Origin of the sequence: Hymenobacter metallicola (assembly GCF_004745645.1) — a bacterium.
Lineage (GTDB): Bacteria > Bacteroidota > Bacteroidia > Cytophagales > Hymenobacteraceae > Hymenobacter > Hymenobacter metallicola.
Window position 1 is genome coordinate 254,919 of the sequence record NZ_SRMB01000003.1, and the last position, 12,916, is coordinate 267,834.

Consider the following 12,916-nt stretch of genomic DNA (forward strand, 5'->3'; position numbering starts at 1 on the left):
TTATACACGTATGTGTGACTGTTCTCCTTTTTCAGAGTCCAACGGTGATACTTAGAAACATCGGTAACAATAATAGTACGTTGCCGCAACTCTCTTTCTGCTTTTAAATAGTCTTTGTAACCCCACCAAAAGAGGCAAAGCGCCGGTATTGTAATACACAGAGAAAATACCAGTGCTTTCCTATTTGTATCCAGCATTACCCATTCGAAATCAGCTCCCGGCTAAGATTGTACAAGGCTTGCTTGAGCGGATAGAAAAACAGCGTTTCGGGCAGGGTTTCACCCTGGCCGAGGTTGCGGCCAATCTGGTGCAGACCCAGATTGAGACTGTCCTCGATTTCGCGCAGCAGCATTTCCTTAATGCGGGTGCGGTCCACGTCCACGCCGACCTCGCGCATGAGCGGGGCCACGTCGTCGTTGTCGAGCACGATTTCCAGGAAGCGGCGGGTGTTGTCGATGACGCTCTGCTTGAGGTCGGCATCCACCTGGGGCATTTTCAAGCGGGCCGTGTCGATGTCCTGACCTTCGGTGGCGCCGTTGAGCTTCACGGTGCGGATCTGATCAAAGTCGGCCGAGCTGGTGGCGCTTTCCTCGAACAGTACGCCGCCGTTGGTAGTGGCTTCCTTGGGGTTGTCGGCCAAGATTACGCGGAAGTTCTGGGGAGCTTCCTGACCCGTGGCGGCCTTGAACACGGCTTTGCTGATTTTCTCAATGGCTGCCATACTGGCTCCGCCGCTGAGCAAACGCAGGTAGAGGCTGCCCTTGCCCGAGAAGCACAGGTAGCGCGGGGGCTTGAGGCCGAGGTGCTGCACCAGCTGGGCCACGTGGTAGACGATGGCCGTGTAGTGCAGGTAAAACAGCACCCGCAGCTGCCGCCCCTTGCCCAGGCCCAGGCTCTGGGTGAAGCGCAGCGCATCGTTGTAGGTGAACAGCAGGCTGGTCACGTCGGCCGAGCCGAAGTCGGGGTTCTGCAGGGCGGCGCGTAGGTAGCCCTTGTACTCCTGGTTTTCCTCCGAGTCGGGTAGGCTTTCCACATACTGCACGCCCAGGCGGAGCAGACCGTTCTGCTTGGGCGCACCCTGCACTCGGGCGTAACCATCACCCCACAGGTCGTCGCCGGCGAAACGGAACGAGGAGCTGAAGGCCGGCTTCTGCTCGGCGAATATCAGCAAGTCCGTTGTGCCACCGCCGATGTCGATGTTGATGACGTTTTCGTCGCGGTTGGGCACCACCTGGTTCGTGGCCGTGAGGTAGTAGTACGGCGCCACCGACTCCGAAATGCACTGAGTGGGGCGGCGGGCCCGGAAAATCTGCTGGAAGGCCTCGTCCCAAACCTGCTGGAACTGGTTGCGCAAAAACATGTCGAAGCTCAGCGGGGCAAACCACACTACGCGGGTGTCTTCCAGGATGCCACCCTGCATGGCCGCCTTGTGCTTCATTAGGAGCAGGATTTCCTTGAAGAAGGCCGCAATGCGGTTCACGCCCTGGGGGTCCAGCTCGGCGCTCCACTTCAGGTTGGTCACGAAGCGGTTCTGGGGCGGCTGCCCGGTTTCGGTGTTGATGCTGAAGCCGATGTTGATGTTGCTCAGCACCTTGCTCGGCTCGTTGGCGTAGGAGTTCGTCTCGCACACGGCCGTCCGGATCGGGAATTCATACACCGAGCCGGCCTCGCCGATGATGCTGGGCACAAACTCGCGGTTCTGAATCAACGGAATGTCGAACAGCTGGCCCGGGCCGCGCATGTAGCGCTGGAAAGCCGAGTAGCCGGTGTCGGGCAGCGGGGCGTTGAGCAGCTCCATCTGCAAGTCGTTTTCACCGATGGTGAACGGACGCGGGTGGGCCGAAGGGCCGTCGGCGTAGGCCACGTGGGTGTTACTGGTACCAAAGTCGACGGCGAAGGTGAAGCGGCGGGTACCGCGGTCCAGCTCCCGCCAGCGCGGCACGATGAGGCCGCGGGCCGGCGGCGCGCCGTGGAAAGCCGGCGGGCAGGTCAGCTCGGCCAGGTCGAAGTGGGTGCCGGTAATTTCATAGTAGGTGCTGCCGGCCGTGGAAACGCTCTTTTGGGTGCGCTCAAACTTGGTGGCCCGCTTGGCCGCGCCCTGGTCGGTGAGCCGCTCGCCGTTCACGAAGAAGGTCAGGTCATAGCGGCGCTGCAGCATGGTGGGCGAGTTGTCGGCGTCCACGAGCATGACCTTGTAGAAGTCGTTGTACTCGGGCTGGGCCCGCATCTTGTAGAACGGAAACACGCCCATCCCGATGTTAGCCTTCACGATACGGCCCTTCTCGGGAATCTCCCGGCCCTGCGCGTCCTTAGGATTCTGGGGATTCTGGTAGTAGCTCCGCTCGAAGGTGATGAAGCGGCCACCCTGCACCGGAATCCGCAGCGCGATGCGCACGTGGTTCAAGTCGATAGTGAAGGTGAGCAGTTCGGCCAGGTCGTGGTCGGAGAAGTACTCAAAGAAGGTCTGGCGCAGGGGCAGCAGGTAGGGGAAGCGCGCCCGGCCCTGGGTGTCGGCCCCGTACTGGAACGTGACCTTGCCGGTGTGGAAGCGCTGCGAATTCAGCTCGTAGGGTAGCTCCACCAGGGCATCCTCCAGAAAGTCGCCGACGGTCAGGTACGGGTACTTAAAGCCTTTGCCGGGCAGCACGCGGTTTTCCAGGGTCAGCTCGTCGGCATAGGGCACCGGCGTGCGGTCGTCCCAGGGCTGGCCGTTGAGGTAGTTGGCGCCCTGCATGGTCAGGTTGGGGCGCAGCACCAGCGGCGTAGGCCGGCTCTGGTTAGTTTGCCGCGTGGGCGCAATAAACAGGTCCGAGCTGGTCACGGCCGACTGGTCGGCACGACTCGGCAGCGGCACGTGCTTTACGCTGGCCAGGTTGCCCTGGAAGTCGGCAATGGCGGGGTACTTGGTGGCAAACTGCTGGGCCGTATGGTCGCCCCGCATCTGCATCTGGTTGATGATATTCCGGTCCAAGCCCGCAAACACGCTGCCGGCAAAGTCGCGGCGCTGCAGCTGTGGATACGCCAGGAACAGCTCGTAGACAAACTCCCGGAAAGCCGGCGAACGGTCCTCGAGCAGCACCACCTGATCATCAAAGTAATGGCCGCGGGCCTGGGCGCGTTCCAAGTCCAGCCGGCGCACGGCCGGAGCGGTAAAGAACATCGTCAGCGGCGACGTGCCGCCGAGCAGCTGCGGGCCGCCGGGCAGGTTCGGCGACTCGTAGAACACGAGGTACATGTCCGAGAAGTCGCGGAACCGGTCGTCTTGTAAGAACAAACGCAGGGTTTCGCCCAGCAGGCGAGTACCTTCGTCGCCCTGCATCCGCCGCAGCTCCGACTCCACGTTCCAGCGGCGCAGCGTGATTTTGCGGCCGGCCTGGGTGTAGAGGTTGTAGTTGTAGAGGATTTCGAACAGGTCCCAGAAGTGCGACACCAGCTCATGGTACACTGAGCCGGGGTTGCGCTGCCCTTCCCGGGCCAGAAAGTCGAAGGCCGTTTCAAAAAGGTGCATCCGCGCAAAGGGCGTCGGGATGCTGACCGCCACGTTCTTGGCCCGCCCGCCCGTGGGGTCGGTTACGGTATTGATTTCGGTGCTGGTGATGGGGGCGGTTTTCTGCCAGCCCTGCACCTGCTGGGAACCGTTGTTATGAAGACGAAGAACTTTGGGCATTGTCGGGAATTTGTCTTGGGTAAGGGGAGCCGCAGGAGGAATACGGCGAGGAGGGCGTCGATTCCCCTGCTTCTTTTCAAGGAGGGGTGCCCGAAGGGCGGGGTGGTTCGGCGTTGTTTAGAAGAACGTCATGTCGAGCAGAGCGAGACATCTCGCGTGGCGTCGTTGAGTTACTAATCAGCGTTAGCAGGCGAGATGTCTCGCTCTGCTCGACATGACCAACGATTTTCGTTCAACCAAACAACATCAGCTAGTGTGGTCAACCACCCCAGCGGCAGTAAACTGCCGCGTCCCCTCCTCATCTGAGGAGGGGAGTTAGTTATTCCGCTAAACCACTTTCACCTTTTCCTCAAAGGCCTTATCCGTCACCCTATCGAACAGGGCCACGAGCTTCTTGAAGTTATCGGGCTCCTGCACGGACTTAGCCGCGTCGTTGAGCTGGTTGAGGAAGTAGTTCTGACTGAGGCCTTTGTTGAAAAAGTCGTTCCACTTCTTTTCCACAGGCTTGCCGGCAATCATGGCGTTGAAGTCGTCGGTGGTTAAATCGAAGGGACGGAAGGCGCGGCGGTTCTGGGCCAGCTCCTTGAGCCACTCGTCCACGCCGTACTCGGGGCTGTGCAGGAAATTGTTGAGCTCCTTGAAGATGGGCTCGTTGCGCAGGGCGTGGTCCAGGTTCAGGTTGTCGAAATAGGGCGCCTTGTCGGTGGGCAGGTGCTGCTTGTGGTAGCGCGAGAAGTAGAGCAGCTGGGTCAGGTTCTTGGCTACCAGCTCCCGCGACTCGTCGGGCAGGTGGCTGAAGTTGAGCTCCTGGGTGTCGACGCCGAGGCCGTACTCGTGGAAGTGCGGGCCGCCGTTGCGCAGCTCGGCATCCGAATACTGCATGAAGTCGACCACGCTCAGGGCGGCCAGCAGCTCGATGAGGTGGGCCTTGTTGCGCTGGGCCGTGCCGCCGGGCTGGTTTTCGTAGGGCGTGTCGGGCGTGTCGGCCAGGTAGTACAGCGCGTCGAGGCCCTGCAGGTTGTGCTCGTAGTAGCTAAGCGCCGCCTTGGTTTTGGTCAGGAAGGAGTTGGAGTCGATGATGGAGTTGTCCTCGCTCTGCAGGGCGAAGTAGGGCATCACCGTCACGGCGCCGGTGAGGGCGTCGCGCAGGTAGCGGGCGTTGCTCAGGCGGGTATTCTGGTCCTTGAGGTTCTTGAGCAGCAGCGGGAAGCCGGCCGCGCCGGTACCGCCGAAGATGCTGGAAATAAAGAACACCCGGTCCCCGGCCTGGAAGTTGTCGGCGAAAAACCGGATTTCGGGCGACTCCACCACTTTGTTGAGCACGATGCTGCCCACGTTGGGCGAGCCCCGGAAACCGATGGTGAGCGGGCTTTCCAGGTTGTCCTGGGTGAAAAGCAGCTCCACGAGGCCCTTGGAATCGACGGACAGCTGGTCGTAGCTCAGGTACTGGCGGAAGCTCTGGTTGATGCCGCCGAAGTCGAACACGAAGGTATCCTTCACGCCGCCGTTGTTGTCGGCCGAGATGCTGCTGAGCGTGCTGATGTCGGTTTGGAAGAAGCCCTCGTCGCGCTTGCCCAGGCGCTGGTAGATCTGCTGGTAGCTCTTGAGCATGTCGACCGTGCGGTTCATGTCGCCGTTGTGGGCGTCGGGGTCGATGATGATGGGCACCACCCGGTCGCAGTTGGCCAGCTTCACGCCCGAGGCTAGCAGCATGGTCAACGACCGAATAACGCGGGAACCGGTGCCGCCAATGCCGAAAATGAACAGTTTAGCCATGTTGGAGTTGAATTTTGACGAATCTCCCCGCAGTAGATGATGCGGGGATGATGCAGTTTGAAGTCTTACGGGGTTTGTTGAGTGACTATCGTTCTGACGTTTCAACCACCCCGCCCTTCGGGCACCCCTACTTATCTAAGGAGGGTAACTGGTGTTCTTAAGCCTTAAAAAGGAGTCGTGCTGGCGTTGGTGGAGCCGCGCTTGAGGATGACCGAGAACAGGAAAAACCAGAACAGGCCCAGGATGGCATTCCAGGTCGACATCCAATAGATGTAGCTGTGCGAAGCTACCGCCTGGGAGTTGGCCTGCCAGATACCGATGATGAAGGCCAGCAGGGCGTTGATAACCAGGAAAGTTACCCAGTGGCGCACCTTGTTAAAGGTTGCCACGCCCATGGCCCGGTTAATCAGGTAGTAGAAAATCAGCACCATAGCCAAGGACAGGCCGATGGTGAGCAAGCCTACGTTGGGAAAAATCACCTCCCGGTAGACCGGCGTTTCGGACGGGGGCTGGGGCGAGCCGATGAGTTCGTAGATAAAGCGGAAGAAGCCTTTCATAGAGCGGAGTGTAGGGCAAACGGTGGTTTGCAGAGCGTGAAACGAGGGTGAAAAGCGGTAATGTGGGTGCCGATGATACGAGAATCTACTGGTGCCGTTGGGCTTAGTCGGCGGGCTGCAAGGTGAGCGGAATAGTGAAAACCGGGGCTTTCTCCTGCCCGGAGGTCGTTACGGCCTCTACCCCGTCGAGCAGGCTGCTCAGGGCGAAGGTCTTGGCCCCGACCTGGTTGATGTTGCTGTCATTCTTGGTGGTCCACTGCCCTACCCAGGCCGGGCGCTGGTTTTTCAGCACCAACTGGAGCGGGCGGGCGGCTTTGCCGAGCTTGGTAACGCGCACTTTGACAAAATGCGTGTACTGGCTTTCGGCCCCACTGCTGTTTTTGGTTTGGTCGTTGGCCGCAAATACGTCGATAATCTTGGCGTCGGTGTCCTGGGCCTGTAGTTGCAGATTAGGCTTGAGGTACTTTACGTCGCGAAACAGGCCGGGCAACTGCTTTAAATCTAGGCCGACCACAAACTCTACCGGCTCCTTGGCCGACACGCTGCTCACGGCCACGGTGTGGTAGGTAGCCCCGGCGGCCCGTTTGCTGGCGTCTTTCTCACCATAATACCAGGAGCCCACGTTCTGGAAGCGGCTCAGTAGGGACGACGTCGGCACCGGATACGTTACGCCAAAATGGGCCTGCTGGGCGGGCTGCTTTTCCAGCAATGCCGTGTCGAAACGGCGTACGGCGTCGGCGGGGCCAATCACCCAGAAGTAGTAGGGAATATCCGTGTCGCAGCAGCTGTTGATGCGTTTCATCGCCGTTTTCAGGGCCGGATAATACGTACCGCGGAAGTCGGACGAGTAGCCGTACACCGACACGGCCAGGTCCGGGCGCTGGGCGCGGTTCAGCGCGTCGGTAATGTCGGTGCTGATGTAGGGAATAGCCCCGGCGTTTTTGGGGGAGTAAATAAAGTCCGAAATCAGCACGCTCACCGAGTTGGGCGCGTAGTAATTAGCTACCAGCGTATCGAGCACCGTGGGAATATCGGTGCTGCTGGCCGGTTGCTGAATGCCGCCGCGCACGGTCTGGGAGAGTTGCTGATAGGAGTCGCGGTAGGGTTTTTCCTTGATGCGCAAAAACGTTTTGCGGGCCGCACTGCTGCGGTTTACTTCCGACAAAAACTGCGCAACGTGCTGCTGAAAGCGGGTATTGGAGGCATCGGCGCCGGTTTTGGGCATAAAGCCTTCCATGGAGCCCGATACTTCCAGGAACACGTTGACCTGGGCCAGCGGGCCGGAGCCGGCCGGAGCGGGGGTAGCTGCCGCAGCCGTCGTTTCCTTGGGCGCTACGGCACCGGGAGCTTCGGTAGGCGGAACCTCCGTGGGAGTTTCGGCCCCGCCTTCCTCCTTGATATCCTTGCGGGAGTAGCAGCCGGGCAAAAGCAGCAGCCCTAAAGCCAGGGCCGGAAGCAGACGGAAAGAACTGGTCAAGTGCATTCGAACAAATTAAGAGCCGTCGACGGTGCGCCGCCCTCTGCGTACTGCCAGCACGGCCGGCAGGTTGTGGGTGGAACGTACGTAAGGCTATAAAATTTTATGGCAAAAACCGCATATAGGCTTGATCTTGCCACCAAGCCTATGCCAATCAGCCCGTTAAAACTGTGCCATGAAGTCCGCAACCCGCAAAAAGAACGGTCCGGGCGAGTGGCCGACATCAGGGCGCAAGCGCAATAATTCGGTGCCTGTTGCGCATCTTGCAGAAGCCAGGCTTGAGCTCATCGGTAGGCTCGGCTGGATGTAGCCATGTTCAAACCTTTATCCTGGGCCGTGGTGCTGTGCGCCACGCTGCTAAGCTGCGAATCCCGCCAGCCAGTCACTGTTACTACGGCTCCAACTGAGTCGGCTACATCAGCGGCCCCGGCTGCTCCGGCGAAGCCCACTAGGCCCGGCGTAGCCGATACAACCGCCGCTTTTGCTACGCTGAGCGCCCAGCCCGATTCTACGCACCGCCCACCGACCATCACCATCGGAGGCCAGCAGTACCGGCTCCTGACCAGCGCCAAGACCGACCCCAACCGCCGCCTGCCCGTGCCCCAAGACCCAGCCGATTCGGCCGAAGTGGTTACCGCCGAATCGGAAGCTATGGCACTCGCCGGCAGCTACGGGTATGACGTGCAGTACACCGTGAGCCTGGTAGCCGCCAATGGCAAGCCCCGGTTTACAGCGACGCTACACAAAGCCGATTTTGCCGCCGCCATGGGTCCCACCCACGTGAACGAGTCGTTTGCCGCGGCCCCCGACTTTTACGGCTACCTGCCCGGGTTTAACGCCCTGGCCTTTGTCGTCTCCTTTTATCTGCACGACACCGACGACGGCGGTGAGGCCCTCTTGCTGCTCGATGCAACGACCGGCAAGGTGCGCCACATCGGCATGCAAGGCTGGGCATTCGGGGCCACCGACGGCATAACCCTCACCCCCGATGGCCGCACTCTGCTGACCAGCTACGAAATTGTGCACGCCAACGGCCGGTCCGTAAAGCTGGCTCGTAAAGGCCTGGAAATAGCCGGTACCCTGCTGATAAATGACCAAACCGTGCTGGCCGTATATGAGGGCGAAACCTATATTGACGCCGATGGGGGCATGACCAACCGGGAAATAAATGGCCCCAATGCCTACCTGCTCGACCTCAACGGCCGCGAAATAGGCCGCTTCAACTTTCACGGCACGCAGGCGGAAATGGGGTACGGCTTCACCTACAAGTACCTGGCCCAGACCCGCTCCCACTATTTGTTCGACGACGGCATCAAAGTTCTATTCGTACTTAACCGCGACAACCCCCGGGCCCACCGGCCAGTTCGGCTTACCCAACTGCGCAAATTCACTGCTCCCCAGCGTCCTACTGAGGTTCGCCTGCATCTTACCTCTACCCTGGGCAGCCACCTCACCCTCTACGTCGATACGCTGAGTAGCAGCGCAGTACGTTACTCGCTGCGCAAGCCTACGTATGAGCCATAAACCAATTGCGGCTTGGTAAAGCGGCCTACGTGCTCATTTCCACGTCGTCCCAGTCCTGAGCCCGGCTGAACACCCACTCCAGGGCTTTGCGCCGCTCGTACACCAAGCTTTCCGATACCAGCGCCTCCCGGCCGTGCAGGCGTTCATCCACGCAGTACCAGTGCAGACGGTAGTAGTAGTCGAGCATGCGGTAGAGCTCCTCAGTGGAGCGTAGCTGCTGCACCTGGGCCAACTTGGCGTTGTCTTCGCCGGCCTCCAGGTTGGGCAAGAGCGAGGCCATGTTGTCGCCGCACCACTCGGTGGGCTGCAACTCGTCGGTCATGCCGGTGGCCCACATCAGGGCCCAGAGGCTTTCCAGGCTCCAGCGCAGGTTAATTAGCTCCTGCTCGGTTAGCTCGCTGTTGTCTTTTTGCAAAAGCGTCTCTTCCTCCGGCGACAGAAACACCAGCAGGCCGTGTTGGGTCAGCCAGTCGCGGATAATATCGACGGGGGCCTGAAAGGAGATGTTGATCAGCGCATTCAGTACGCTCATGCGGCCCTGCACCTCGGCTACCGAACGGGTAGCCGGCGTGTCGAGTATCGGCAGCCAGTCGCAGACGCGGCCGCCCAGCAGCAGTACCTTGCCTTCCGATTCAGTCTTGGTATGAAATTTAAATTCCTCCGTCATACCCCGGGCGGATTATTGGTCTTATAAAAACGCCGCTACCTGGCACTTCAACCAGGTAGCGGCGGCAACTACGGCAGCCTTGTGCGGTGTTAGCTATAGTCAATTTCGGTGTTGTCGCCGATGTTGAGGCTATGGTTCAAGCCGCGGAACGAGGCATCCGAGCCCACGATACAGTCGTGCATCACGGCCTGCCGCAGCTCGGAGTACGAGCCAATAATAGAGTCGCTCAGGATGGTATTTTTCACGATGGTCCGGTCGCCGATAGCTACGTTGGGCCCGATGATGGAGTGCGAAATCTGGCAGTCCTTGCCGATGCTGACGGGCGGAATGATGATGGTATCGGGAAACTCGGGGTATTTATTACCCAGGAATTCGGGCCGGTTGAGCAGCTTGGCATTGGCTTCGAGCAGGGAGTCCTTGCGGCCACAGTCAAACCAGTGGTCTACCGGCGCGGTGGTCATCTGAGCCCCGTCCTGAATCATGAGCATCAGGGCGTCGGTGAGTTGGAATTCGTTGTGGGTGCGCAGGTCCTGCTCGATGATGCGTTCCAGGGCCGAGGCCAGCCAAGCCGGGTCGGCAATCTTGTACAACCCCACCAGCGCATAGTTCGACTTCGGAATCCGGGGCTTTTCAATGACCTTGGTCACTTTCCCGCTGTTGCTGGTTTCGACCACCCCGAATATCGAGGGCGTTTTCACCTCCTTCACCGCCAGCACGTTGCCTTCGGTACGCAGCAGCTCGCGCAGGTCCACGTCCACGATGGTATCGCCGAGCATAATGAGTACGCCGTCCTGATCGTGGCGGAAGGTGTCGCGGGCCAGCCACAGGGCGTGCCCGATGCCCTCGCGGGGTTCCTGCACCACGAAGGTGGAGCGCAGCTGCGGATAGTAGCGCCGTACGTAGCTCTCGATTTTTTCGCCCAGGTAGCCGATAATAAACACGAATTCCTCGATTCCGGCGTCCTGCAGCCGGTCGATGATATGCCCCAGAATGGTATTGCCGGCCACCGGCACCAGCGATTTGGGCTGGGTATGGGTGTGCGGGCGCAAACGGGACCCGATACCGGCGACAGGGATAACAGCTTTCATGCGGTATGAAACAAGCGTAAGTCCGCAAAATAGTGAATCATTGTGGTAGCGGACCATAGAACAACCGCAATGACCTGAATTCGTACTGGGAACCCAGCAGCAACAGCTGCCCAGGCATTCGGTTTCAAACTGGACTTCTACTTTACCGCACTTCTTTCCCTTTTTCCCTTCATCCCTACTCCTTTTCTCATGAAACGTCTTTTTCTGTACCTGATCGGGCTGGTCGTGCTGCTGAGTCAATCTTCCTGCGGCTACAACACCATGGTGTCGAAAGACCAGGCCGTAAAAGCCCAGTGGGCCAACGTGCAGAGTGCTTACCAGCGCCGCTCCGACCTGATTCCAAATTTGGTGAATACCGTGAAGGGTGCCGCCAACTTCGAAAAAACGACGCTAACGGATGTCATCAATGCCCGCGCGAAAGCCACCAGCGTGCAGCTTTCGGCCGAAAACCTGACCCCCGAGAATATCAAGCAGTTTCAGGAAGCCCAAAGCCAGGTTAGCTCCGGACTGGGCCGCCTGCTGGCCGTATCGGAAAACTACCCCGAGCTGAAGGCCAATGCCAACTTCCAGGAGCTGCAGGCCCAGATTGAGGGCACTGAAAACCGCATCAACGTGGAGCGCAACAAGTTCAACACCGTCACCAACGACTACAACGGGACGGTCAAGTCTTTCCCCAATAACATCTTTGCGGGGATGTTCGGCTTCAAAGAAAAGCCCTACTTCGAGGCGGATCCGGCTTCGCAGAAAGCGCCGACAGTACAGTTCTAAGTTCGTTTTTGGTAGCTGGTTTTTGGTTTTCGGCCTGCAACATGGCCAAAGCCAAAAACCAAAAACGAATCACCAAAAACAGTTGTCATGACCAACCCCATTACCCCGGAGCAGGAAGCCGCGCTAGTGGCCGCCATCCGGCAAGCCGAAATCACAACTTCCGGTGAAATTCGGGTGCACCTAGAAGACACCTGCCCCACGCCCGAACCCCTGGACCGCGCGGCCCAGGTGTTTGCCGAGCTGGGCATGCACAATACCGCCCAGCGCAACGGCGTACTGTTTTACCTGGCCTGGGAAACCCGACAGTTTGCCGTTATCGGCGACGCGGGCATCAACGCGGCCGTCTCCGACGACTTCTGGGAAACCACCAAGGAAACCGTGCTGGAGCAGTTCCGAGCCGGTAAATACGTAACTGGGTTAGAGCGCGGCGTGCGCATGGTAGGCGAGCAGCTGAAGCGTTACTTCCCCTACGACGCCAAGACCGACAAAAACGAGCTCGACGATTCTATTTCATTTGGCGACCCCGCGCCGCCACGCGTATGAGCAACCTCTCCCCTGTGCTAGTGCTGCGGCACTGGCTTCGCTTTTTTCTGCTGCTGGTCGGGCTGGCTCTTAGTGCCAGGCTGAGCTATGCCCAGCAGGTTCCGCCCCGCCCCAGTCCGCCCCGCCTGGTCAACGACCTGGCCAATATGTTGCAGCCCGATGAGGAGGCCGCCCTGGAGCAAAAGCTGGTCACCTACAACGACTCCACCTCGTCGCAGATTGCCGTGGTGACGGTGCCCACCCTGGGCGACGACGAAATAGCCAACTACGCCCAAACCCTCTACGAAAGCTGGGGTATCGGGCAGAAAGGCAAGAACAACGGCGTGCTGGTGCTGGTAGCCGAAAAGGAGCACCTGGCCCGCATCCAGACCGGCTACGGCCTGGAAGGCGCCATTCCGGATGCTCTGGCCAAGCGCATCATTTCCAACACCATCGTGCCCGCCTTCCGCGAGCAGCGCTACTACGAGGGCCTCGACCGGGCTACCGACCAGCTCATTGCCCTGGCCAAAGGCGAGTACCAGGCCGACCAGGCGCCGGCTACCCGGCAGCGCGGCCGGCAGGATAGCAGCGGCTCGGGCTGGATGTTCTGGCTCATTATCGGCATCATTGTGCTTTTCATTCTGATGCGCAGCCGCGGTGGCGGCGGTGGTCGGGGCGGCGGATTCCGCGGCGGCATGATTCCGCCCATCATCTTCGGCGACTTCAGCGGCGGCCGCGGCGTATTTGGCGGCGGTGGCGGTTTCGGCGGCGGCTTTGGTGGTGGTGGCGGCGGTGGTTTCGGCGGCTTCGGCGGCGGCTCCTCCGGCGGCGGCGGGGCCAGCGGCAGCTGGTAAATGTCCTCCATGTATT

Annotated in this window: 10 protein-coding genes; 4 read left to right on the forward strand and 6 right to left on the reverse strand. The window is 59.9% G+C overall.

The annotated features are described in order from the left end of the window. Positions 1-196: 196 nt before the first annotated feature. The 4 genes from E5K02_RS16340 to E5K02_RS16355 form a co-directional block, all read right to left on the reverse strand. Positions 197-3,667 carry a hypothetical protein gene (locus tag E5K02_RS16340; protein WP_135396283.1) on the reverse strand — a complete coding sequence of 1,157 codons (3,471 nt, stop codon included), beginning with the start codon at positions 3,665-3,667 and terminating at the stop codon, positions 197-199. Positions 3,668-3,994: 327 nt separating this feature from the next. Continuing rightward, positions 3,995-5,443, reverse strand: a complete 1,449-nt coding sequence (locus tag E5K02_RS16345) for a hypothetical protein (RefSeq protein ID WP_135396284.1) — start codon at positions 5,441-5,443, stop codon at positions 3,995-3,997. 164 nt (positions 5,444-5,607) lie between these two features. Continuing rightward, positions 5,608-6,000, reverse strand: coding sequence for a hypothetical protein (locus tag E5K02_RS16350; RefSeq protein WP_135396285.1), 393 nt, complete (start codon positions 5,998-6,000; stop codon positions 5,608-5,610). A 103-nt stretch (positions 6,001-6,103) separates the two neighbouring features. After that, positions 6,104-7,483 (reverse strand): hypothetical protein, encoded by a 1,380-nt coding sequence (locus E5K02_RS16355; RefSeq protein WP_135396286.1) that lies wholly within the window; start codon positions 7,481-7,483, stop codon positions 6,104-6,106. 306 nt (positions 7,484-7,789) lie between these two features. Between E5K02_RS16355 and E5K02_RS16360 the strand changes: the two genes are divergently transcribed. Next, positions 7,790-9,001 carry a hypothetical protein gene (locus E5K02_RS16360; RefSeq protein WP_135396287.1) on the forward strand — a complete coding sequence of 404 codons (1,212 nt, stop codon included), beginning with the start codon at positions 7,790-7,792 and terminating at the stop codon, positions 8,999-9,001. A 25-nt stretch (positions 9,002-9,026) separates the two neighbouring features. Here the strand turns inward: E5K02_RS16360 and E5K02_RS16365 are convergent, their stop codons facing one another. Together E5K02_RS16365 and E5K02_RS16370 are read right to left on the reverse strand one after the other, a co-directional pair. Then, positions 9,027-9,668 (reverse strand): DUF4272 domain-containing protein, encoded by a 642-nt coding sequence (locus E5K02_RS16365; protein ID WP_135396288.1) that lies wholly within the window; start codon positions 9,666-9,668, stop codon positions 9,027-9,029. Positions 9,669-9,757: 89 nt separating this feature from the next. Further along, complete coding sequence (locus E5K02_RS16370) at positions 9,758-10,756, reverse strand: sugar phosphate nucleotidyltransferase (RefSeq protein ID WP_135396289.1); 999 nt, start codon at positions 10,754-10,756, stop codon at positions 9,758-9,760. Between the two features lie 189 nt (positions 10,757-10,945). On the opposite strand from E5K02_RS16370, the gene E5K02_RS16375 reads away from it, so the two are divergent. The 3 genes from E5K02_RS16375 to E5K02_RS16385 all read left to right on the forward strand — a co-directional run bounded on the left by E5K02_RS16375 (position 10,946) and on the right by E5K02_RS16385 (position 12,900). Further along, the gene (locus E5K02_RS16375; protein WP_135396290.1) at positions 10,946-11,524 is read left to right on the forward strand and encodes a LemA family protein; all 579 of its coding nucleotides are present in this window, start codon (positions 10,946-10,948) and stop codon (positions 11,522-11,524) included. A gap of 87 nt (positions 11,525-11,611) precedes the next feature. Beyond that, complete coding sequence (locus E5K02_RS16380) at positions 11,612-12,067, forward strand: TPM domain-containing protein (RefSeq protein WP_135396291.1); 456 nt, start codon at positions 11,612-11,614, stop codon at positions 12,065-12,067. Next, positions 12,064-12,900, forward strand: coding sequence for a TPM domain-containing protein (locus E5K02_RS16385; RefSeq protein ID WP_135396292.1), 837 nt, complete (start codon positions 12,064-12,066; stop codon positions 12,898-12,900). The genes E5K02_RS16380 and E5K02_RS16385 overlap by 4 nt, the downstream gene beginning before the upstream one ends. Positions 12,901-12,916: the final 16 nt, after the last annotated feature.